This window comes from Variovorax sp. LjRoot84 (assembly GCF_964254305.1).
In the GTDB taxonomy this organism is placed as follows: Bacteria; Pseudomonadota; Gammaproteobacteria; order Burkholderiales; family Burkholderiaceae_C; genus Variovorax.
The window spans coordinates 1,541,677-1,561,882 of the sequence record NZ_CAXUTE020000001.1 but is presented as its reverse complement, the minus strand read 5'-3'; the positions used below and the strand labels follow the sequence as shown (position 1 = coordinate 1,561,882).

The 20,206-nt window shown below is 66.6% G+C and carries 21 protein-coding genes and 1 tRNA gene; 10 read left to right on the top strand and 12 right to left on the bottom strand.

The features are described 5' to 3' along the window. Positions 1 to 2: 2 nt before the first annotated feature. The 3 genes from bktB (at position 3) to ACSQ9I_RS07870 (ending at position 2,538) form a co-directional block, all read left to right on the top strand. Positions 3 to 1,184 carry a beta-ketothiolase BktB gene (bktB, locus tag ACSQ9I_RS07880; RefSeq protein WP_093106378.1) on the top strand — a complete coding sequence of 394 codons (1,182 nt, stop codon included), beginning with the start codon at positions 3 to 5 and terminating at the stop codon, positions 1,182 to 1,184. A gap of 64 nt (positions 1,185 to 1,248) precedes the next feature. Next, a tRNA-Lys gene (locus ACSQ9I_RS07875) sits at positions 1,249 to 1,324 on the top strand. Between the two features lie 164 nt (positions 1,325 to 1,488). Next, the gene (locus ACSQ9I_RS07870; protein ID WP_436312765.1) at positions 1,489 to 2,538 is read left to right on the top strand and encodes an aldo/keto reductase; all 1,050 of its coding nucleotides are present in this window, start codon (positions 1,489 to 1,491) and stop codon (positions 2,536 to 2,538) included. 6 nt (positions 2,539 to 2,544) lie between these two features. On the opposite strand, the gene ACSQ9I_RS07865 is transcribed toward ACSQ9I_RS07870, so the two are convergent. Together ACSQ9I_RS07865 and ilvB are read right to left on the bottom strand one after the other, a co-directional pair. Then, a complete protein-coding gene (locus tag ACSQ9I_RS07865; protein WP_093106382.1) occupies positions 2,545 to 3,990 on the bottom strand; it encodes an NAD-dependent succinate-semialdehyde dehydrogenase in 1,446 nt (481 codons plus the stop codon). Positions 3,991 to 4,090: 100 nt separating this feature from the next. Next, positions 4,091 to 5,842, bottom strand: a complete 1,752-nt coding sequence (gene ilvB, locus ACSQ9I_RS07860) for a biosynthetic-type acetolactate synthase large subunit (RefSeq protein WP_436312764.1) — start codon at positions 5,840 to 5,842, stop codon at positions 4,091 to 4,093. 64 nt (positions 5,843 to 5,906) lie between these two features. Between ilvB and ACSQ9I_RS07855 the strand changes: the two genes are divergently transcribed. Continuing rightward, a complete protein-coding gene (locus ACSQ9I_RS07855; RefSeq protein ID WP_212733656.1) occupies positions 5,907 to 6,401 on the top strand; it encodes an Lrp/AsnC family transcriptional regulator in 495 nt (164 codons plus the stop codon). Between the two features lie 58 nt (positions 6,402 to 6,459). Here the strand turns inward: ACSQ9I_RS07855 and ACSQ9I_RS07850 are convergent, their stop codons facing one another. Beyond that, the gene (locus tag ACSQ9I_RS07850; protein ID WP_436312763.1) at positions 6,460 to 8,226 is read right to left on the bottom strand and encodes a DEAD/DEAH box helicase; all 1,767 of its coding nucleotides are present in this window, start codon (positions 8,224 to 8,226) and stop codon (positions 6,460 to 6,462) included. Between the two features lie 212 nt (positions 8,227 to 8,438). Next, positions 8,439 to 9,035: an oligoribonuclease gene (gene orn / locus ACSQ9I_RS07845; protein WP_093106390.1), complete on the bottom strand. Its 597-nt coding sequence runs from the start codon at positions 9,033 to 9,035 to the stop codon at positions 8,439 to 8,441. Positions 9,036 to 9,099: 64 nt separating this feature from the next. Here orn and ACSQ9I_RS07840 point away from each other — a divergent pair, with 64 nt between their 5' ends. Genes ACSQ9I_RS07840 through ACSQ9I_RS07825 form a run of 4 tightly spaced genes read left to right on the top strand, consistent with a single transcriptional unit; the run spans position 9,100 to position 12,796 of the window. Beyond that, positions 9,100 to 10,359 carry a M48 family metallopeptidase gene (locus ACSQ9I_RS07840; protein WP_436312762.1) on the top strand — a complete coding sequence of 420 codons (1,260 nt, stop codon included), beginning with the start codon at positions 9,100 to 9,102 and terminating at the stop codon, positions 10,357 to 10,359. A 17-nt stretch (positions 10,360 to 10,376) separates the two neighbouring features. Next, complete coding sequence (locus ACSQ9I_RS07835; protein WP_436303198.1) at positions 10,377 to 10,718, top strand: 4a-hydroxytetrahydrobiopterin dehydratase; 342 nt, start codon at positions 10,377 to 10,379, stop codon at positions 10,716 to 10,718. A gap of 18 nt (positions 10,719 to 10,736) precedes the next feature. After that, positions 10,737 to 11,678 carry a ribosome small subunit-dependent GTPase A gene (gene rsgA / locus ACSQ9I_RS07830; protein WP_436292636.1) on the top strand — a complete coding sequence of 314 codons (942 nt, stop codon included), beginning with the start codon at positions 10,737 to 10,739 and terminating at the stop codon, positions 11,676 to 11,678. Continuing rightward, positions 11,675 to 12,796 carry a glycosyltransferase family 4 protein gene (locus tag ACSQ9I_RS07825; protein ID WP_436292635.1) on the top strand — a complete coding sequence of 374 codons (1,122 nt, stop codon included), beginning with the start codon at positions 11,675 to 11,677 and terminating at the stop codon, positions 12,794 to 12,796. Before rsgA ends, ACSQ9I_RS07825 begins: the two co-directional genes overlap by 4 nt. 6 nt (positions 12,797 to 12,802) lie before the next feature. Here the strand turns inward: ACSQ9I_RS07825 and hisC are convergent, their stop codons facing one another. The 7 genes from hisC to rpsP all read right to left on the bottom strand — a co-directional run bounded on the left by hisC (position 12,803) and on the right by rpsP (position 17,920). Then, positions 12,803 to 13,882 carry a histidinol-phosphate transaminase gene (gene hisC / locus ACSQ9I_RS07820; protein WP_436312761.1) on the bottom strand — a complete coding sequence of 360 codons (1,080 nt, stop codon included), beginning with the start codon at positions 13,880 to 13,882 and terminating at the stop codon, positions 12,803 to 12,805. A 16-nt stretch (positions 13,883 to 13,898) separates the two neighbouring features. Continuing rightward, positions 13,899 to 14,900 carry a CobD/CbiB family protein gene (locus ACSQ9I_RS07815; RefSeq protein WP_093106405.1) on the bottom strand — a complete coding sequence of 334 codons (1,002 nt, stop codon included), beginning with the start codon at positions 14,898 to 14,900 and terminating at the stop codon, positions 13,899 to 13,901. 52 nt (positions 14,901 to 14,952) lie between these two features. Next, a complete protein-coding gene (locus ACSQ9I_RS07810; RefSeq protein ID WP_436303194.1) occupies positions 14,953 to 15,669 on the bottom strand; it encodes a CoA pyrophosphatase in 717 nt (238 codons plus the stop codon). Positions 15,670 to 15,837: 168 nt separating this feature from the next. Then, positions 15,838 to 16,218, bottom strand: coding sequence for a 50S ribosomal protein L19 (rplS, locus tag ACSQ9I_RS07805; RefSeq protein ID WP_093106411.1), 381 nt, complete (start codon positions 16,216 to 16,218; stop codon positions 15,838 to 15,840). A gap of 99 nt (positions 16,219 to 16,317) precedes the next feature. Continuing rightward, positions 16,318 to 17,064, bottom strand: coding sequence for a tRNA (guanosine(37)-N1)-methyltransferase TrmD (gene trmD / locus ACSQ9I_RS07800; RefSeq protein WP_436312760.1), 747 nt, complete (start codon positions 17,062 to 17,064; stop codon positions 16,318 to 16,320). A 22-nt stretch (positions 17,065 to 17,086) separates the two neighbouring features. Next, positions 17,087 to 17,641, bottom strand: coding sequence for a ribosome maturation factor RimM (gene rimM, locus ACSQ9I_RS07795; RefSeq protein ID WP_093106416.1), 555 nt, complete (start codon positions 17,639 to 17,641; stop codon positions 17,087 to 17,089). A gap of 15 nt (positions 17,642 to 17,656) precedes the next feature. After that, a complete protein-coding gene (rpsP, locus tag ACSQ9I_RS07790) occupies positions 17,657 to 17,920 on the bottom strand; it encodes a 30S ribosomal protein S16 (RefSeq protein WP_093106418.1) in 264 nt (87 codons plus the stop codon). 166 nt (positions 17,921 to 18,086) lie between these two features. Between rpsP and ACSQ9I_RS07785 the strand changes: the two genes are divergently transcribed. After that, positions 18,087 to 18,608, top strand: coding sequence for an N-acetyltransferase family protein (locus tag ACSQ9I_RS07785; protein WP_436312759.1), 522 nt, complete (start codon positions 18,087 to 18,089; stop codon positions 18,606 to 18,608). After that, positions 18,605 to 19,051 carry a hypothetical protein gene (locus tag ACSQ9I_RS07780; protein WP_093106423.1) on the top strand — a complete coding sequence of 149 codons (447 nt, stop codon included), beginning with the start codon at positions 18,605 to 18,607 and terminating at the stop codon, positions 19,049 to 19,051. The genes ACSQ9I_RS07785 and ACSQ9I_RS07780 overlap by 4 nt, the downstream gene beginning before the upstream one ends. A gap of 138 nt (positions 19,052 to 19,189) precedes the next feature. Here ACSQ9I_RS07780 and ACSQ9I_RS07775 read toward each other — a convergent pair whose 3' ends face one another. Beyond that, a complete protein-coding gene (locus tag ACSQ9I_RS07775) occupies positions 19,190 to 20,200 on the bottom strand; it encodes an anion permease (RefSeq protein ID WP_436312758.1) in 1,011 nt (336 codons plus the stop codon). Positions 20,201 to 20,206: the final 6 nt, after the last annotated feature.

Genomic DNA, 20,206 nt, shown 5'->3' with positions numbered 1-20,206 from the left:
TCATGAAAGAAGTGGTTGTCGTGAGCGGTGTACGCACCGCAATCGGTACTTTCGGCGGAAGCCTCAAGGATGTGCCGCCCACGCGGCTGGCGGCGCTGGTGACCAGGGAGGCGCTCGCGCGCGCCAAGGTCGACGGCAAGGACGTGGAGCACGTGGTGTTCGGCCACGTGGTCAACACCGAGCCGCGCGACATGTACATGGCGCGCGTGGCCGCCATCGAGGGCGGCTGCGCCCAGGAGACCCCTGCCCTCACCGTGAACCGGCTGTGCGGATCGGGCCTGCAGGCGATCGTGAGCGCGGCGCAAAGCATCCAGCTCGGCGACGCCAAGGTGGCCGTCGGCGGCGGCGCGGAAAGCATGAGCCGCGCCCCGCTCTCTTCGCTCACCGCGCGCTGGGGCGTGCGCATGGGCGATGCCAAGCTGGTCGACATGATGATCGGCGCGCTGCACGACCCGTTCGAGAACATTCACATGGGCGTGACGGCGGAGAACGTCGCGAAGAAGTGGGGCATCAGCCGCGAAACGCAGGACCAGACCGCGCTCGCCAGCCACCAGCGCGCGCAGAAGGCCATCGAGAACGGCTACTTCAAGACGCAGATCGTCCCGGTGCCGCTGGAGAGCCGCAAAGGCACGACGCTGTTCGATACCGACGAGCACGTGCGCTTCGACGCCAAGATCGAGGACATGGCGAAGCTCAAGCCCGCCTTCCTGAAGGAAAACGGCACGGTGACCGCCGGCAATGCCTCGGGCATCAACGACGCGGCAGCGGCGGTGGTGCTGATGGAGAAAGAAGAGGCGGCGCGCCGCGGCCTCAAGCCGATGGCGCGCGTCGTGGCCTATGCCTTCGCCGGCGTCGACCCGGCCTACATGGGCATCGGCCCGGTGCCGGCCTCGCGCAAGGCACTGGAGAAAGCGGGCCTCAAGGCATCGGACATGGATGTGGTCGAGGCCAACGAAGCCTTCGCGGCGCAGGCCTGCGCGGTGAGCAAGGATCTCGGGCTGGATGCCGCCAAGGTGAACCCGAACGGCTCGGGCATCTCGCTTGGCCACCCGATCGGCGCGACCGGCGCACTGATCACCGTGAAGGCGCTGTACGAGCTCGAACGCATCCAGGGCCGCTACGCATTGGTGACGATGTGCATCGGCGGCGGCCAGGGCATCGCGTGCATTTTCGAGCGCGCTTGAGCGAGGCCGCCTCGCGATATGGCTATAATCGTGGGATTGCCTGAATGACAGCAATGTCGATCAGGGGCTCTTAGCTCAGTTGGTAGAGCAGCGGACTCTTAATCCGTAGGTCGAGTGTTCGAGTCACTCAGGGCCCACCAAACCATACAAAAGCCCGCCATCAGATCGATGGCGGGCTTTTTTCATGCCTGCACCAGCAGGATCGGGCAAGAGAGAAACAGGATTGGGCTATCGCGAACCTTCCTGCCGGAAGGACACTCGCAAAACTGCACACTCGCAGCACGCAACCCAAGGAGTTCCTCATATGCGCTACAGAAGATTCGGCCGTACCGGCTTGTTCATTTCCGAGCTCTGTCTCGGCACGATGACTTTCGGCGGCGGAGGCGGCATCTGGGGGCAGATCGGCGACCTGCAGCAGGCCGAGGCCGAGCGCCTGATCGGCCGCTCGCTCGATGCCGGAATCAACTTCATCGACACGGCCGACGTCTACTCCGACGGCCGCTCGGAAATCATCACCGGGCAGGCGCTGCGAAACCTGCAGGTGCCGCGCGAGAACGTGGTTGTCGCCACCAAGGTGTTCGGCGAGGCCGGCACGAAAAGCATCAATTCGCGCGGCATGTCGCGCCATCACATCATGGACGGTGTGAAGGCGAGCCTGAAGCGCCTGCAGCTGGACCACATCGACCTGTACCAGATCCATGGCTTCGATCCGGCAACGCCGATCGAGGAGACCGTGCGCGCACTCGACAACCTCGTTCAGCACGGCCACGTGCGCTATGTCGGCGTGTCGAACTGGGCCGCCTGGCAGATCATGAAGGCACTCGGCATCTCCGAACGGCTGGGGCTGGCGCGCTTCGAATCGCTGCAGGCGTACTACACGATCGCCGGCCGCGATCTCGAGCGCGAACTGGTTCCGCTGCTCAAGAGCGAAAGCGTCGGGCTGATGGTCTGGAGCCCGCTCGCCGGCGGCCTGCTGAGCGGCAAGTACGGCCGCGACGTCAAGGCGGAGGCAGGCAGCCGACGCACCACCTTCGACTTTCCGCCGGTGAACGTCGAGCGCGCCTACGACTGCATCGACGTGATGCGTGGCATCGCGCAGGCGAAGGACGTTTCCGTGGCGCAGATCGCCCTGGCCTGGCTGCTGCACCAGGCGGCGGTGACGAGCGTGATCATCGGCGCCAAGCGCGCAGAGCAGCTCGACGACAACATCGCGGCGACCGCCATCGCCTTGAGCGGCGAGGAACTCGCCACGCTCGACAAGGTCAGCGCGCTGCCGGCCGAATATCCGGGCTGGATGCTCGAGCGCCAGGGCGGACCCCGGCTCCAGCAGCTCGCGGAATCCGCCGGCGCCTGAGAATGGCTACACCGCCATGATCGACACGGCCTTGGTGTTCAAGTACGCCTCCATCGCCTCCGGACCACCCTCGGAGCCGTAGCCCGAGTCCTTGATGCCGCCGAAGGGCATCTCCGGCGTGGGCGCGGCCGGCTGGTTGATCCACAGCATGCCGACTTCCATCTGCTGCGACAGCAGGTGCGCGTTCTTGATCGACTTCGTGAACGCGTAGCCCGCAAGGCCGAAAGGCAGGCGGTTGGCTTCGGCGATCGCTTCTTCGAGCGTGTCGAAACCGCGGATGGCGGCGATCGGGCCGAAAGGTTCGTTGTTGAACACGTCGGCTTCGAGCGAGACGTCCGTCAGCACGGTGGGCGCGAAGAAGTTGCCGGAGGAGCCCACGCGTTCGCCGCCGGTGGCGACCTTGGCGCCCGTGGCGCGCGCGTCGTCGAGCACCTTCGCCATCGCAGTGAGTCGGCGCGCGTTCGCGAGCGGCCCGAGAGTCGTGCCTTCGGCCAGGCCGTCGCCGAGCTTGAGGCTCTCGGCATGCTTCACCATCGCTTCGGCGAAGGCTTGCTTGATGCTGTTGTGCACGAGGAAGCGCGTTGGCGAGATGCACACCTGGCCTGCGTTGCGGAACTTGGCACCGCCCGAGGCCTTCACGGCCAGCGCGACGTCGGCGTCCTCGGCCACGATCACGGGGGCGTGACCGCCCAGCTCCATGGTGGCGCGCTTCATGTGCGCGCCGGCCAGGGCCGCGAGCTGCTTGCCCACCGGCGTCGAGCCGGTGAAAGTGACCTTGCGGATGATGGGGTGCGGAATCAGGTAGCTCGAGATCTCGGCCGGATCGCCGAACACCAGGCCGACCGTGCCCGCGGGCACGCCCGCATCCACGAAGGCCTGCAGCAGCGCCGCCGGAGAGGCCGGCGTTTCTTCCGGCGCCTTGACGAGGAAGGAGCAACCGCTCGCGAGCGCGGCGCCGAGCTTGCGCACGATCTGGTTGATCGGGAAGTTCCACGGCGTGAACGCGGCCACGGGGCCGAGCGGCTCCTTGATCACCAGCTGCTGCGCCGCGAGGTTGCGCGACGGCACGATGCGGCCATAGACGCGCCGGCCTTCGTCGGCGAACCATTCGATGATGTCGGCGCCGGCCAGCACTTCGCCACGCGCTTCGACGAAGGGCTTGCCCTGCTCCTGCGTGAGCAGGCGGGCGATGTCGGCGGCGCGTTCGCGCACCAGGCCTGCGGCCTTGCGCATCGTCGCTGCGCGTTCGTTGGCCGGGATCTTGCGCCAGGCTTCGAAGCCGCGCTGCGCGGCGGCCAGTGCCCGGTCCAGGTCGGGAATGCCGGCGTGGGCGACCTTGCCGATGGGCTTGCCCGTGGCAGGGTTGATCACGTCCAGGGTCTTGCCGCTCGCGGCGTCGCACCATTCATTCTCGATCAGCAGTCGGGTGTCGGTGTAGCTTGCTGTGCTCATGTCGGTCCTTGGGGTTCTTTCCGAGTATTGATGCTGGTGCGCGATCCGATCGCGCGGCCAGCCGCCATTGTCACCCGTGACGGTTTTCCGGCCCGCGCGGTCAGTCTTCCACGTACCACCGGTCCTTGGTGAGCATCACGCGATGGTGGCCCTGGCCGGCCGGCATCATCGGAAAGCAGTTCTCCTGCGGGGCCACTTGTGCGTCGAGGAAGAAGGGGCCCTCGTACCCTATGCACTCGGCCAGCGCGGCCTGCAGTTCGGCAGGGTCCGACACGCGCCGCGCACCCCAGCCGAAAGCCCTGGCCAGCGCCACGAAATCGGGCAGCGCCTCGTTCCAGCTGTGGCTCAGCCGGTTGCCGTGGTTCAGTTCCTGCCACTGGCGCACCATGCCCATGTAGCCGTTGTTGCACAACACGAGCTTCACGGGCGTTCGGTGCTGCATGGCCGTGGAAAGCTCCTGGATATTCATGAGTACCGAGGCGTCGCCGCTCACGCAGACGACGAGCTCCTCGGGGTGCGCGATCTGCGCGCCGATGGCCGCCGGCAGGCCATAGCCCATGGTGCCGGCCCCGCCCGATGTCAGCCAGCAGCGCGGGCGCTCGAAGCGCAGGTACTGTGCGGCCCACATCTGGTGCTGGCCGACATCGGTGGAGACGATGGCGTCGCGGCCTTCGATGGCCTGCTGCAGCGAGCGCATCAGCTGCTGCGGCAGGATGGCGTCGCTGCGCGCAGCGAAGTCCAGGCAGCGTTGCGCGCGCCAGCGCTCGATGCGCTGCCACCAGGGCGCGAGCCGCTCCGGCGCGAGGCCGTCGAGCGCGGGCAGCGCAAGCAGTGCATCCAGCACTGCGCCGCAATCGCCGACCAATGGAGCGTCAACCCGCACCACCTTGTTGATGCTGCTGGGATCGATGTCGATGTGAATCTTGCGCGCATGCGGACAGAACTCGTCGAGCTTGCCGGTCACTCGGTCATCGAAACGCGCGCCGACGCAGACCACGAGATCGGCCTCGTGCATCGCAAGGTTGGCCTCCAGCGTGCCGTGCATGCCCAGCATGCCGAGAAAGCGCGGGTCGGAGGCCGGGAAGGCGCCGAGTCCCATCAAGGTCAGCGTGCAGGGTGCGTCGAGGCGATGCACGAGGCGCGTGAAGGCTTCGCATGCGCCGGGACCGGCGTTGACGAGCCCACCGCCACCGTAGAGGACGGGCCGGCGGGCGGTCGAGAGAAGATCCGCCGCGCGCTGCAGGCTGGCGTACGGCGGCAGTCGTGCATCGGGGCCGGGCCGCCGCGGCGTCGAGGCCGGCTGGCCGGTCAGCGGCGCGAGCTGAACATCCTTCGGCACGTCGAGCAGCACCGGCCCCGGGCGCCCGGAGGCGGCGATGCGCAGCGCGCGCCGCACCACGGCCGGGATCTCGTCGGCGATGCGGGTCTGGTGATTCCACTTCGTCACCGGCCGCGACATGCCGAGTGCATCGCTTTCCTGAAACGCGTTGGTGCCGATCACGCCGGTTGCAACCTGGCCGCTGATGCACAGCACGGGCACCGAGTCGCTGATCGCATCGAGCAGGCCGGTGATGGTGTTGCCGACACCCGGCCCCGAGGTCACGAGCACCACGCCCACGCGGCCGGTGCTGCGCGCGTAGCCTTCGGCCGCATGGACCGCCGCCTGCTCGTGCCGCACCAGCACATGCCGCAGCCGAGGCTCGCCGTGCAGTGCGTCGTAGAGCGGCAGCGCGGCGCCGCCGGGATAGCCGAAGATGGTGTCGATGCCGCATTCGATCAGGGTGTCGAGCAGGGCTTCGGCGCCGTTGCGCAGCGAGACAGTCGGGACGGCGGAGGCGATGGTGGCGTGCATGCACCGATTCTTCCGGTTTCGATGCAGAATTTGCTTCATTCTTTCAAGCAATTCTGCTGATTTCATGAAGATCAATCGCCAAAACAAGAAAACAAACGAAGAATCATTCGACAGATTCGATATGGCGATCCTGCGTGCGCTTCTGCACGACTCGCGCAAGACGCTGCAGGAAATCGGCGCCGAGGTCGGGCTGTCGCCGACGAGCTGCTGGAGTCGCATCAAGAAGCTCGAAGCGCAGGAAGTGATCAAGCGCTACACGGTCGACCTCGATGCCGCCAAGCTCGGCTACCACGACTCCGTGATCGTGCAACTCACGCTGGAAAGCCACAGCGACGAGACGCTCTACGAGTTCGGCCGCGTGCTCGCCACCATTCCCGAAGTCCAGGAGGCCTACCTGGTCTCAGGCGACTACGACTACTACATCCGCATCGCGGTGCGCGACACGCGCGACTACGAGCGGCTGCTGCGCGAGAAGCTCTACAAGATTCCGGGCATCCGCCACAGCCAGTCGCACTTCGTGCTGCGCGTGCTCAAGGAAGCGAGCGTGCCGCTGGCCTGATCGCGCCCCAAAGGAAAAGCCCGCCGAAGGCGGGCTTTGTCATGTGCGCAGCAGGCGCTCAGCGCGTGGGCTTGAAGGCGCGCCGTTGGGCGTCGCGAGGCACGAACACCTTGCCGCCGCCGTTGTTGCCGCGCGGTGCGAAACCATCGCCGCGGGGTGCGCTATCGCCCCAGCCGGGCTTGCGGCCATAGCCGGCAGCGTCGTCGCGACCGCCGCCGAAGCCCGCATTGCCCTTGTGCTGGAAGCCACGCGGTGCCGGTGCACCCGGGCCGCGTGCAGGACCGCGATCATTGAAACCGCTGGCGCCCGCATAGCCGCCTGCGGGGCCGCCACGATGACCGCCGCCGCCGCCGAACTTGCGATCGCGCGAGTGGTTGTCACGGCTGTCGCGGCCACGGCCACCGAAGTCGCCTCCCGGGCGCGACTGCGGCGAGCGCTGCTGCGGCTCGAGACCGGGGACCACCTCGGCCTTGAACTGCTGGCGGCTGTACGACTCGATGTCGAAGATCTTGCGGCGATCGCGGAACTCGGCGAAGGTCACGGCCAGGCCGTCGCGCCCTGCCCGGCCGGTGCGGCCGATGCGGTGGGTGTAGTCCTCGGCCTTCATCGGCAGGCCGAAGTTGAAGACGTGCGTGATGGTCGGCACGTCGATGCCGCGGGCGGCCACGTCGGTGGCCACGAGGATCTGCACCTGGCCCTGGCGCAGCGCCATCAGCCGGCGATTGCGCAGGCCTTGGCTCAGCGCGCCGTGCAGCGCCACGGCACTGAAGCCGTCCTGCTGCAGGTCGTTGGCGAGGCCGTCGCATTCGACCTGCGTGCTCGCGAACACGATGGCTTGGTTGATGGTGGTGTCGCGCAGCCAGTGGTCGAGCAGCTTGCGCTTGTGCTGGGAGTGGTCGGCCCAGAACAGCACCTGCTTGATGTTGGCGTGCTTCTCCTGCGGGCTGTCGATGGTCACGCGCTGCGGCTCGCGCATCACGCGCTGCGCCAGCTGCTGGATGCGCGGCGCGAAGGTGGCGCTGAACATCATGGTCTGCTGGCGCTCGATGGTCAGCTGGTTGACTTCGGCGAGGTCGTCCGCAAAGCCGAGGTCGAGCATGCGATCGGCCTCGTCGACGACCAGGAACTTGACCTGGTCGAGCTTGATCTGCATCGAGCGCTGCAGGTCGAGCAGACGGCCGGGCGTGGCGACCACGAGGTCTGCGTTCTGCAGCCGGGCGATCTGCAACTGGTAGGGCATGCCGCCCACCACGTTGGCGATGCGCAGGCCGCGGCAATGGCGGACCAGGTCGATCGCGTCATGCGCCACCTGTTGGGCGAGTTCGCGCGTGGGGCACAGGATCAGAGCGCCGGGCGTGGCCGCCTTGAAATGGCGCGCGTTGGTCGGGTCCTTGCGCTTGGGCTTCTTCGGCAGAGCTTCGCCGCGCGCGGCGGCTTCGGCGGCCAGGCGCTGGAATTCGGCCTTGGCCGCAGCCTCGGCTTCGGCCTGGCGCTGCAGCAGGGTGTGCAGCACGGGCAGCAGGAAGGCAGCGGTCTTGCCGCTACCGGTCTGGCTCGACACCATCAGGTCGACGAAGCGCGTGGCGCCGTCGGCCTGGCCGCTGGCGGTCATGGCGCGCGGAATCACTTGTTCCTGCACGGTGGTCGGCTGGGTGAAGCCCAGGTCTTCGACCGCGGCGATCAGCTCGGGCGCGAGGCCGAGCTTGATGAAGCCGTTGGGCAGCTTCGGCTCGGTGGCTTCGACGGCGTCGAGCGCCTCGAAGGAAGTCGTTTCATCGGATTGCACAGGCGCAAAGTCGCCCTGCGCTTCAAAAGCGTCGGTCATTCAGAAATCTCATACGCGAGCGCTGCCGTGGGCGGCGCTCCGTTGGGTGGTGAAAAACATCAACCATCCAACGACATTCAGCAAGGACTTTCGTCTTTGCTGCGGCCCATTCAACGGGGCGCGGTGTGCAAGATAGGGAGATGCAAGAAAACGCTGCCTGAAGGGTCCCCGGCAGCGAAGCCGACGATTATCGCATGGCTTCGGGTTTTTACCTAATCCGCAATGCGCAAGAAGGTATCACGGTAGTGCGCGAGCTCCTCGATCGACTCGTGGACATCGGCCAGCGCGGTATGCGCCTGCTGCTTCTTGAAGGCGTTGTAGGCGGCCGGCTTCCAGCGCTTGGCCAGTTCCTTGAGCGTGCTGACGTCGAGGTTGCGGTAATGGAAATAGGCTTCCAGCTTCGGCATGTACTTGACCAGGAAGCGCCGGTCCTGGCCGATGGTGTTGCCGCACATCGGCGAGCCGTTCTTCGGGATGTAGCGCGCGACGAACTCGAGCAGTTGCTGCTCGGCCGCGGCCTCGTCCAACGTGGAGGCCTTGACCTTGTCGATCAGCCCGCTGCGGCCATGCGTTCCCTTGTTCCAGGAATCCATGCCGTCGAGCACCTCGTCGCTCTGGTGGATGACGAGCACGGGGCCGTCGATGCGCGGCACCAGATCGGGGCCGGTCACGACAACGGCGATCTCGAGCAGGCGCTCTTTTTCGGGGTCGAGGCCGCTCATCTCGCAGTCCAGCCAGACGAGGTTCTGGTCGCTCTTCTTGAGGGTGGTGGCGGGCACGGGCGCGGTCGGGGCGGTGGATTCTGACATCGGGTGATTGTCGTCGATGACCCTGTGCGCGAGCGGCTGGCGTGCGGGCTAAACTCGCCTCGCCATGTCCGCCGCCCTCCTCTTCACTTTTGCGTTCGCCTTCGCGCTGGCTGCAGGCCTCGTCGTCAAACTCTGGCTCGCCACGCGGCAGGTGCGTCATGTGGCGCGCCATCGCGATGCAGTGCCTGCGGCCTTCGCGCAGGCCATCGCGCTCGCAGCGCACCAGAAGGCCGCCGACTACACGGTGGCCAAGACCCGATTCGGCCTGCTCGAAATGGCATGGGGCACGGCGCTGCTTTTGGGCTGGACCCTGCTGGGCGGGCTCGACCTCCTCAACAAATTGCTGATGGACTGGATGGGCGGCGGCATGCTGCAGCAGCTCGCGCTGTTCTCTGCCTTCGCGCTGATCAGCGGCCTGCTCGACCTCCCATTCACGCTCTGGCAGACCTTCAGGCTCGAGGAACGCTTCGGCTTCAACAAGATGACCTGGCGGCTGTGGCTCCTCGACGGCGCCAAGTCGCTGCTGCTGGGCGCGCTCATCGGCCTGCCCATCGCGGCGTTGATGCTCTGGCTCATGGGCGCGGCCGGCAACCTGTGGTGGCTGTGGGCCTGGGGCGCCTGGATGGCATTCAATCTGCTGCTGATGCTGGTCTATCCGACCTTCATTGCGCCGCTCTTCAACAAGTTCCAGCCGCTGGACGACGCCACGCTCAAGGCGCGCGTCAACGCCCTGATGAAGCGCTGCGGCTTTGCCGCCAAGGGCCTGTTCGTGATGGACGGCAGCAAGCGCAGCGCGCATGCCAACGCCTATTTCACCGGCTTCGGCGCCAGCAAGCGCGTCGTCTTCTACGACACGCTGCTGCGCCAGCTCAACGCCGGCGAAGTGGAGGCCGTGCTCGCGCACGAACTGGGCCACTTCAAGCACCGGCACGTCGTGAAGCGCATGGCCGCGATGTTCGCGCTGAGCCTGGCCGGCTTCGCGCTGCTGGGCTGGCTGTCGGTCCATTCGTGGTTCTATGTCGGCCTCGGCGTACAGCCCAACATGGCAGCGCCCAACGATGCACTCGCCATCCTGCTCTTCATGCTCGCGGTGCCGGTCTTCGGCTTCTTCGTCGCGCCGCTGCCGGTGCGCATTTCCCGCAAGCACGAGTTCGAGGCCGACGCCTATGCGATCGCGCAAACCAGCGGCGCCGACCTCTCGGCGGCGCTGCTCAAGCTCTACCAGGACAACGCCTCGACGCTGACACCCGACCCGGTGTTCGTCAAGTTCTACTACTCGCACCCGCCCGCATCCGAGCGCCTTGCGCGCATGGTCGCGGGTTGAACCTGAGAAAGCCGACCATGAGCAGCATGTTCAAACCCAAGGACTGGAAGCAGCACGCACGCCGCGCACTGAGCGCCACCGAGATCGTCGCCGGGCTGGCGCGGCTCGACGGCTGGAAGCTGACCGGCGACGGCGCCAATGTCGCGATCGAGAAGACTTTCAGCTTCGCGAACTACTTCGAGACCATCGCCTTCGTGAACGCACTGGCCTTCATTGCGCACACGCAAGACCACCACCCCGACCTTTCGGTGCACTACAACCGCTGCGTCGTACGCTTCAACACGCACGACGTGGGCGGCATCTCGGCCACGGATTTCGAGTGCGCGACGCAGGCGGATGCCCTGCTGGCAACGGCCTGAGCCCGATGGAACGCGCCCTTGGCTAAGCAACGCAGCGGCGCCGAGGGTGCCGCATTGCGCGACGGACTCGTCATTGCCAGCCATGGCCGCCACTGCCTCGTCGAAACACCCGAGGGCGAACGACTGATTTGCCATCCGCGCGGCAAGAAGAGCCAAGCCGTGGTGGGCGACCGTGTACGCTGGCAGGCCAGCGAGGACGAGGGCACCATCGAGCAGGTACAGCAGAGGAAGAACCTGTTCTACCGGCAGGACGAGATTCGCACCAAGTCCTTCGCGGCCAATCTCGACCAGGTACTCATCCTGATCGCGGCCGAGCCCGAGTTCTCCGAAACCCAGTTGGCGCGTGCGCTGATCGCGGCCGCGGCCGAACGCATCGCGCCGATCATCGCGCTCAACAAGAGCGATGTCGTCGCCCCCTTCGAACGGGCCTGGGCCAGGCTGGCGCCCTACCGCCGGATGCATCATGGCGTGTTGCCGCTGTCGCTCAAGGCCTCGCCGGAGGCCGATCGCGCAACCTTGATGAAGCTGCTGGCGGGCAAGACCACCCTGGTGCTCGGTCCGTCGGGCGCCGGCAAGAGCACGCTCACCAACCTGCTGGTGCCGGCCGCGCTGGCCTCGACGGCAGAGATTTCGCAGGCGCTCAATTCGGGCAAGCACACCACGACCAGCACCACCTGGTACTGGGTGGACGACGCGCGGACCACGGCGCTGATCGATTCGCCGGGCTTCCAGGAATTCGGACTGAATCACATCGAAGCGATGCAACTCGCGCACCTGATGCCCGACATCGCCGAACACGCCGCGGCATGCAAGTTCTACAACTGCACGCATCTGCACGAGCCGGGCTGCGGTGTGATCGCGCAGGTGGAGTCGCCCGGCCATCCGGGTGCGATCAGCCCCTCGCGCTATCGGATCTATGGCGAGCTGTTCGCCGAACTGAGCCAATCCCGCTACAAATGAAGGTGCTGCTGTATTCCCATGTGTTCCATCCGTCGGTGGGCGGCGTCGAGACCGTATCGCGCGCACTCGTCGAGGGCTTCGTGGCGAAAGGCATCGACTGCAAGGTGGTGACCCAGACGCCCGAGGGGGACGGCGCGCAGTTCCCCTTCGAGGTGATCCGCCAACCGGCTAGCGCGCGCGTGCGCGAGCTTCTGCGCTGGGCGGACGTGGTTCTCTTCAATGGCGCGAGCCTGGCGCTTCAGCCCTGGGTTCTGGCCTATCGCAAGCCCTTCGTCTGGGTGCATGTGGGCTACCAGGCCTCGTGCATCGACGGCGCCGGCTGGGTCGACAACGCCCCGGCGCCGCTCGAGCCCGTGGCGTCTTTTCTCTTTCATGCGCGCAGAAGCGGCTACGTACGCGGCTTGAAGGATGGCGTGAAACTGCTGCTGCGGCGCGGTATCGCCAAGTTCGCCGTTACCCGGAATGTCGCCATCACCCAGTGGATGAACAAGACGCTGCCGCTGCCGCGGCAGGTGCAGATCTACAACCCCTTTCCGATCGAGCGCTTCCAGGCAGCGGACCGCGGCGAGCCCGAGTACGAGTTCTTCTACATGGGAAGGATCGTGCAGGAGAAGGGCGTCGACACCTTGATCCGCGCCTTCGCGAAGGTCGTCCAACGCAGCCGGGAAGCGCCGCGGCTGCTGCTCATTGGGGATGGGAGCGCACGGCCGGAGATCGAGCGGCTGGTGGCCGCATCCGGCCTCTCGGCTTCCGTCGTCTTCGCCGGCTCGCAATCGGGCCCTGCGCTCGTCGAATGGGTCTCGAAGGGCATGATCGGCGTGATCCCGTCGGCGTGGTACGAGCCGATGGGCGGGGTCGCGGTCGAGCTCCTGGCAGCAGGCAAGAGCCTCATCGTCTCGGCCAAGGGCGGACTTTCGGAGTGCGTCGGCGATGCCGGTCTCGTCTTCCCGAACGGCGACGATGAAGCGCTGGCCGCGCAGATGCAGCGGGTGCTGGGCGATCCGGTCCTCCGGGCCGCGCAGACGGCAAAGGCCCGCGAACGCGCGCAAGCCTTCATGCCCGCGCGCTTCGTCGATCAGTACATCGGCCTGCTCAAGGAAGTGACGGGCCGCGCCTGAGGCGATTCAATCGAGGACCTGCGCCAGCGCATCGACCAGCGCACTGCACTGCTCCCGCGTGCCGATGCTGATGCGCAGGTACTGCGCGATGCGCGGCTGTCCGAAGTGCCGCACCAGCACCGCGCGCGCCCGCAGCGCCGCCGCCAGTGCGGCGGCATCGTGCGCGGGATGGCGCACGAATACGAAGTTGGCCTGCGAGGGCAATACCTCGAAGCCCAGATCCTCCAACTGCAGCGTCAGTCCCTCGCGGGTGTCGACGACGGCGTCGCGCGTCTTCGAGAACCAGACCTCGTCAGCGAGCGCGGCAATGGCGCCCGCCGTCGCCAAGCGGTCGAGCGGATAGGAGTTGAAGCTGTTCTTGACCCGTTGCAGCGCATCGATCAGCTGCGCCTGCCCGCAGGCAAAGCCCACGCGCAAGCCGGCGAGCGAACGCGATTTCGACAGCGTCTGCACGACCAGCAGGTTCGGATAGCGCGCGATCAGGGGCAGCGCGCTTTCGCCGCCGAAATCCACATAGGCCTCGTCCACCAGCACCACGCGCTGCGGGCAGGCCTGGAGCAGGCGCTCGATGCATGCGAGCGGCATCCCGATACCGGTCGGCGCATTGGGATTCGCGATCACGATGCCGCCGCAGCCGGCCTCGGCACGCGCCGCCAGCGCATCGGCATCGATGCGAAGTCCCTCGTCCACCCGCTGCAGCTCGCATGCGATCGCATAGAGCTGCGCATAGACGCGGTAGAAGCTGTAGGTGACGTCCGGAATCAGCAAAGGCTCGGCTTGCTGGAAAAAGGCGAAGAAGGCGTGGGCCAGCACTTCGTCGGAGCCATTGCCCGCAAACACCTGCGCGCTGTGCAGGCCGTGGCGCACAGCGATCGCTTCGCGCAGCGCGATCGATTCGGGATCGGGGTAGCGTTCGAGTCCCTTCTCTGCCGCCTCCTGAATGGCATCGAGCACTCGCGGCGAGGGCGGATAGGGGTTCTCGTTGGTATTGAGCTTGACCAGATTCGCGATGCGCGGCTGCTCGCCCGGCACATAGGGCTCCAGCGCCGCAATGCGCGGACTCCAGAAGCTTGGAGCGGTGCTCAAGGCCGACACACCCGGCTCAGCCCAGCAGGCGCGCCAGCGTGAGCAGCGCGAGCAGCACCATCCACATCACGACCGAACGCCAGACCAGGCCGACGACGCTGCGCAGGTGCGCTGGTTCAGGTTCGCGCCCCGGGGTGCTGCCGCTGTCGGGGCCACGCCCGCCGGCGAGCGGATCGCCCGCCTGCGCCCTCGACAACGGATCGGTCAGCGGGACCGGACTCAGGGTGCCGCCACCGAGCCGCACGTTGACGGCACCCGAGGTCGCGGCCAGGATCACGCCGTCGTTCTCGTTGGGAAAGCGCCGGGCGTCGTTGCGCCAGCAGTCGATCGCTTCTTCGAAACTGCCGACCACCGCGAAACCGAGCGCCGTGATGCGCGCCGGCAGCCAGTCGATCAGGCCCCAGGCCCGATCGGCCGCATGCTGGACCCACGTGCTGGACGGCTGGATCGAAGCGCCGTTCTTGTGCGCCCAATAGCGCGAGACGAATTCGCTCATCCGATAGAACACCGCGCCGGCAGGCCCCAATCCGGCGGCGGCGAGGATGGAGAACCAGGCGAGCACACCGAACACGTGCCGATGCGCCGCGATCACCGAGTGCTCGATCACGTGCCGCACGATCTCGCTGCGCGGCAGGTCGGCCGCATCGACGCGCTGCCAATGCGCGAGCAGCGAGCGCGCGAGCGCTTCGTCGCCCTCGTCGAGCGCATCGCGGATGCCGGTGAAATGGTGGCTGAACTGCCGAAAGCCCAGCGTGACGTAGAGCACCGCGACGCTCCACAGCACCGCGAAGGGCAGCCCGAGCGTGAGCACCAGCAGCCAGTGCACGCCCAATGCGAGCACCGTCGGCACGAGCACCGCAAGCCCCCAGGCCACCCAGCCATGGTGCGGCTTGCCGGCGTCGAAATTGCGGCTGGTCCAACGCGTCCATGCGAGCACGCTGCCGTACACGGGGTTGTGGTACGCAAGCGGGCGCACCTGCTCGATCAGCAACGCGCACAGGATCGCAAAGAAGCTCATCCGTCGATGATAGCGAGTGCCTCCATGGCACCCGGACGGGACGCGGCGTGGTTCAGGCCGAGAGGAAGCGGTAGAGGTTGCGCAGCATGCCCGCCGTCGCACCCCATACGTAACGCTCGTCAGGACCGTCCTGGTAGGGCATCGAAAACCACTCGCGCGACTTGAGGTCTTCGCCGACGAGCGCGTGTCGCCGGTGGTTCGCCGGATTCATCAGGTAAGCGAGCGGCACTTCGAAAGCCGCCGCCACCTCATAAGGATTGATGTTCAGCTCGAAGTCCGGGCGCACGAGCGCGACCACCGGCGTCACGATGAAGGACGTGACGGTGGTGTAGGTCGGCAGGCAGCCCAGCACCTCGATGTACGCCGCCGACAAGCCGACCTCTTCCCACGCTTCGCGCAGGGCGGCCGCTGCAATATTGGCGTCTTCGGGGTCGACCCGGCCGCCCGGAAAGGCGACCTGGCCCGAGTGGGTCGACAGATGCGTCGTCCGCTCGGTCAGCAGCACCGTGGGTTCGTCCCTCATCACGATCGGCACCAGCACCGCCGCCTGGGCGGGTACGCGATCCGTCAGCCGCGGCTCGCGCCGCAACTCGGGCACCCAGGCCGGCGGCGTGGCGAAGCGTGCGCGCAAGGCGCGCGCATCGAAGCGGGAGGGCGCCACCGCGGGCAACCCGACGTCGATACCGACCACCGGCACCTGGCGCGGGTCGAAGGACCGCAGCGCCGACGGCAGGACGGCGTTGACGGATTCGACGGAAGCAGCGCGCATGGTGGACGGTGGTGGTGTGGTCAAGAAAGGACTTGCTGAGTAAAACGCAAAAACTGAGCCAGCGTGACACGCGGCACAACAACAAAAATCACGAACGCTGGATGCATCGAAGCACAAATGCAAAAAGCCGCCTTGATCGGCGGCTTTTTGCACGACGGGAGGCGCTCTTTATTGAGCAGCCGCTGCCGACGACTTGCCCGGCAGCTTTTCCTTGATGCGTGCCGAACGGCCGCTGCGTTCGCGCAGATAGTAGAGCTTGGCGCGGCGCACATCGCCGCGACGCTTGACTTCGATGCCGGCGATCAACGGGCTGTAGGTCTGGAACGTACGTTCCACGCCTTCGCCGCTGGAGATCTTGCGCACCGTGAAGCCGCTGTTGAGGCCGCGATTGCGCTTGGCGATCACGACGCCTTCGTAGGCCTGCACGCGCTTGCGGTTGCCTTCGACGACGTTCACGCTGACGATGACCGTGTCACCGGGCATGAAATCGGGGATCTTCTTGCCGAGCCGGGCGATTTCTTCCTGCTCGAGGGTCTGGATGAGGTTCATTTGTTTCCTGGATTCGATCGTGCTCGCGCTACACAAAAGGCGTCTCGAGGCCTTGAAGGCCAAGGCGACGCGGCCGGCAGAGGATCGGGGAGCCAAATATTATAGCTTTTTTTGGAGCACTTTCTCGTCCGCCGGGCTGAGCCGTCCGGCTGCGCGTGCCGCCTCGATCAGCTCCGGCCGTTTTTGCAGGGTGATCGCGAGCCGCTGATCGCGTCGCCAGCGCTCGATCTGCACGTGATGCCCCGAGAGCAGGACGGGAGGCACGCCCTCGCCCTTCCATTGCTCCGGCCGGGTGTAGTGGGGGCAGTCGAGCAGGCCGTCGAGCGCCGGATTGAAGCTGTCCTGCACATGGCTGTCCTCATCGCCCAGCACGCCGGGCTGGAGCCGCGCGACGGCGTCGAGCAAGGCCATGGCGGGAATCTCGCCGCCCGAAAGCACGAAATCGCCGATGCTCAGCTGGTGCGTGACCCTCGCATCGATGAAGCGCTGGTCGATGCCTTCATAGCGCCCGCACACCAGCACTGCGCCTACGGTGGCGGACCATTGCTCCACCACCGCGTGCCTCAAGGTCTCGCCGATCGGCGAGAAGAGAAGCACCGGCGCCGCCGCGCCCCGGGCCGCCAGCGCCGCATCGAGGCAGGCCGACAACGGCTCGGCCATCATGACCATGCCTGGGCCGCCGCCGAAAGGCCGGTCGTCGACGCGCCGGTAGTTGCCGTCGGCGAAATCGCGCGGGTTCCACAGCACGACCTCGACCTGCTTCGACTCGTAGGCACGGCGCGTCACGCCGCTCGCGAGAAAGGGCGCGAACAGCTCGGGAAAGAGGGTGATGACGTCGAAGCGCATGGCGGCGCCGGAGCCGGGCGGCTCAGTAATCAGGCTGCCAGTCGACCGTGATCAGCCGGCCCGGCAGATCCACTTTGTCGACGAAGGCCGAGACGAAGGGAACCATGCGCTCGATCGGCTTGCCGCCCTCCTGGGCGTCCAGCACCAGCGTGGTCTGCGGCCCGCTGGCGAGAAGTTCGCGCACCGTGCCGAGCGCGACGCCTTCGCGGTTCACGACGGCAAGCCCGATCAGATCGACCCAGTAGTACTCGTCGTCGCCGGCGGTCGGAAAGCTCGATCGCGGCACGAACACGCGCGCACCGCGCAAGGCTTCGGCCGCGTTGCGGTCAGGCACGTCCTCGGACGAGGCGACGATGCAGTCGGAGTGTTCCTTGGCTTCGCGGATCGCGAGCCGGAAAGCGCCGGCGGTCTTTGCGCCGGGCGGCTGCAGAAACCAGCGCTTGGATGAAAAAAGCGCCTCGGGCTGGGCGCTGTGGGGCAGGACCTTGAACCAGCCCTTGATGCCCCAGGCGTCGGCGATGCGCGCCACCTCGATCGCGTCCGCCGGCAGTTCGGCGGCTTCGAGTGTGGGCAGCATCGCCTTGCCGGCCGCTTAAGCAGCGGCCTTCGGAGCCGCGGCGGCGGCTTGCTTGATCAGGCGATGGACCGTGGGCGAGGCTTGCGCGCCGACGCTCTTCCAATAGGCCAGGCGATCCTGCGCGATGCGGATGCTTTCTTCGTTTTCCTTGGCGGTCGGGTTATAGAAACCCAGGCGCTCGATGAAACGGCCATCGCGGCGAACGCGCTTGTCCGACACGACGATGTTGAAAAACGGACGGCCTTTGGCGCCGCCGCGGGAGAGTCGAATGACGACCATGATTTATCCTTCGGGTGGTGCAGCAAACCCGAATAGGTTCGCCCACGGTGTTCTTCCAGCGTCGAGACACGCGACATGGCCACCCGGCCAGCGACACGCTGAAAAGCCCACGATTATAGCCCGAGCGACTTTTTTCAACACCCTTGGCATTGCCAGGCGTCTCAGAATGACCACCATCCGCCCCAGCCGCGACGAGGACATCGCGGCAATCACCGCCATTTATGCCCATCACGTGCTGCACGGCACAGGCACCTTCGAGACCGAGCCGCCCTCATCCGCCGACATGGCTGCCCGACGCGCCGACGTGCTCTCGAAGAACCTGCCCTATCTGGTGGCCGAGCAGGACGGCGAACTGCTCGGCTTTGCGTACTGCACCTGGTTCAAGCCCCGTCCCGCCTACCGCTTTTCGGCCGAGGATTCCATCTACCTGGCCGACGCCGCGCGGGGCCAGGGCCTGGGTGCACGACTGCTGGCCGCGCTGACGCAGGCCGCCGAATCCGTCGGCGTGCGAAAGCTGATCGCGGTGATCGGTGACTCGGCCAACGCCGGATCGATCGGCGTGCACCGCGGCCAGGGCTTCGCCCATGTGGGCGTGCTCAAGGACTGCGGCTGGAAGTTCGGCCAGTGGCGCGACGTGGTCTTGATGGAAAAGGTGCTGGGCGAAGGCAGCTTGACGAGCCCCGAATGAAGAACAAGACCGTGGCCGCCTGGCTCGCCTTCCTCGGCGGGCCTCTGGGGCTGCACTGCTTCTATCTGCGCGGCTTCGGCAGCACGCTGGGCTGGCTGCTGCCGATCCCGACGGCGCTCGGCCTGTACGGCATCGAACGCCTGCGCCTCTATGGCGTGGACGACGGCTGGAGCTGGCTGCTGCTCCCGCTGCTCGGCTTCACGATTGCGGGCTGCGCGCTCACCGCTATCGTCTATGGCCTGATGACGCCGGAGAAATGGAACGCCCGCTACAACGCCGGCGCCGCGCCCGAGGCTCCCGCCGGGCGCACCAACTGGCTCACCATCGGCGCTGTCGTGCTGGCCCTGTTCTTCGGCAGCACGATCCTCATGGCCAGCATCGCCTTCAGCTTCCAGCGCTTCTTCGAGCACCAGATCGAAGAAGGCCGGAAGATTTCTCAGTAATCGCCGCTGCGCAAGGCTTCGACAAGCTCAGCCCGAGCGGACAGGGGTGAGGCCTGCCATTCAGAGGGCCGCCGCGCCCGGCCGCCCCCGGTAGGGGGTTGGCGAAGCGACACGAAGTGCGCGCAGCCTGGGGGCGCGCTAAAACACCTGGAGGCCGATCCAGTAGGCGATCGCGGCCACGAAGGCCGAGGCCGGGATCGTGAAGACCCAGGCCCACACAATGTTGCCGGCCACGCCCCAGCGCACGGCGCTCGCGCGCTGTGCCGAACCCACGCCGACGATCGCACCCGTGATGGTGTGCGTGGTCGAGACCGGAATGCCCAGCGCCGTGGCGAGGAACAGGGTCAGCGCCCCGCCCGTCTCGGCGCAGAAGCCGCCGACCGGTTTGAGCTTGGTGATCTTCTGGCCCATGGTCTTGACGATGCGCCAGCCGCCGAACATGGTGCCGAGCGCGATCGCCGCATAGCAGCTGCCGACGGTCCAGGCCGGCGGCGCCTCCGCGTTGCCAGCCGAATAGCCGGTCGCGATCAACAGCATCCAGATGATGCCGATGGTCTTCTGCGCATCGTTGCCGCCGTGGCCCAGGCTGTAGGCGCCGGCCGAAACCAGCTGCAGCGTGCGGAACCACCGGTCCACGCGCGACGGCGTCGAACGCCGGAACGCCCAGGCGACCACGATCATCATCAGCGAGCCGAGCAGAAAACCCAGGAGCGGCGAAACGAAGATGAAGGCCACGGTCTTCCAGATCCCGGCGGCGATCAAGGCGCCCGAGCCGGCCTTGGCAATCACCGCGCCCACGATGCCGCCGATCAACGCGTGCGATGAGCTGCTGGGAATGCCGTAGTACCAGGTGAGGAAGTTCCAGCTGATGGCGCCGACGAGGGCGCCGAACACCACGTGCACATCGACGATGCCCGGCTGCACGATGCCCTTGCCGACGGTCGCCGCCACGCTCAGGTGGAAGACGAAGATCGCGATCAGGTTGAAGAAGGCCGCGAACACCACGGCGTGGCCGGGCTTGAGCACACCGGTCGATACGACCGTGGCGATCGAATTCGCCGCATCGTGAAAGCCGTTCATGAAGTCGAATGCGATGGCCAGCGCGACCAGCACCACCACCACCCAGAGGGCGACCTGCACCGTTGTCATTCGGAG

What these genes read in the sequence shown, in the direction of transcription:
- ACSQ9I_RS07810 (WP_436303194.1), bottom strand. Translation starts at nt 15,669, where the DNA reads ATGCGCGCTGCTTCCGTCGAATCCGTCAACGCCGTCCTGCCGTCGGCG.
- ilvB (WP_436312764.1), bottom strand. Translation starts at nt 5,842, where the DNA reads ATGCACGCCACCATCGCCTCCGCCGTCCCGACTGTCTCGCTGCGCAAC.
- ACSQ9I_RS07825 (WP_436292635.1), top strand. Translation starts at nt 11,675, where the DNA reads ATGAAGGTGCTGCTGTATTCCCATGTGTTCCATCCGTCGGTGGGCGGC.
- trmD (WP_436312760.1), bottom strand. Translation starts at nt 17,064, where the DNA reads ATGCGCTTCGACGTCATCACCCTCTTTCCCGAGCTGTTCGCGCCCTTT.
- ACSQ9I_RS07775 (WP_436312758.1), bottom strand. Translation starts at nt 20,200, where the DNA reads ATGACAACGGTGCAGGTCGCCCTCTGGGTGGTGGTGGTGCTGGTCGCG.
- ACSQ9I_RS07870 (WP_436312765.1), top strand. Translation starts at nt 1,489, where the DNA reads ATGCGCTACAGAAGATTCGGCCGTACCGGCTTGTTCATTTCCGAGCTC.
- ACSQ9I_RS07840 (WP_436312762.1), top strand. Translation starts at nt 9,100, where the DNA reads ATGTCCGCCGCCCTCCTCTTCACTTTTGCGTTCGCCTTCGCGCTGGCT.
- rplS (WP_093106411.1), bottom strand. Translation starts at nt 16,218, where the DNA reads ATGAACCTCATCCAGACCCTCGAGCAGGAAGAAATCGCCCGGCTCGGC.
- ACSQ9I_RS07855 (WP_212733656.1), top strand. Translation starts at nt 5,907, where the DNA reads ATGAAGATCAATCGCCAAAACAAGAAAACAAACGAAGAATCATTCGAC.
- ACSQ9I_RS07865 (WP_093106382.1), bottom strand. Translation starts at nt 3,990, where the DNA reads ATGAGCACAGCAAGCTACACCGACACCCGACTGCTGATCGAGAATGAA.
- ACSQ9I_RS07785 (WP_436312759.1), top strand. Translation starts at nt 18,087, where the DNA reads ATGACCACCATCCGCCCCAGCCGCGACGAGGACATCGCGGCAATCACC.
- bktB (WP_093106378.1), top strand. Translation starts at nt 3, where the DNA reads ATGAAAGAAGTGGTTGTCGTGAGCGGTGTACGCACCGCAATCGGTACT.
- ACSQ9I_RS07780 (WP_093106423.1), top strand. Translation starts at nt 18,605, where the DNA reads ATGAAGAACAAGACCGTGGCCGCCTGGCTCGCCTTCCTCGGCGGGCCT.
- ACSQ9I_RS07835 (WP_436303198.1), top strand. Translation starts at nt 10,377, where the DNA reads ATGAGCAGCATGTTCAAACCCAAGGACTGGAAGCAGCACGCACGCCGC.
- ACSQ9I_RS07815 (WP_093106405.1), bottom strand. Translation starts at nt 14,900, where the DNA reads ATGAGCTTCTTTGCGATCCTGTGCGCGTTGCTGATCGAGCAGGTGCGC.
- rimM (WP_093106416.1), bottom strand. Translation starts at nt 17,641, where the DNA reads ATGCTGCCCACACTCGAAGCCGCCGAACTGCCGGCGGACGCGATCGAG.
- orn (WP_093106390.1), bottom strand. Translation starts at nt 9,035, where the DNA reads ATGTCAGAATCCACCGCCCCGACCGCGCCCGTGCCCGCCACCACCCTC.
- rpsP (WP_093106418.1), bottom strand. Translation starts at nt 17,920, where the DNA reads ATGGTCGTCATTCGACTCTCCCGCGGCGGCGCCAAAGGCCGTCCGTTT.
- ACSQ9I_RS07850 (WP_436312763.1), bottom strand. Translation starts at nt 8,226, where the DNA reads ATGACCGACGCTTTTGAAGCGCAGGGCGACTTTGCGCCTGTGCAATCC.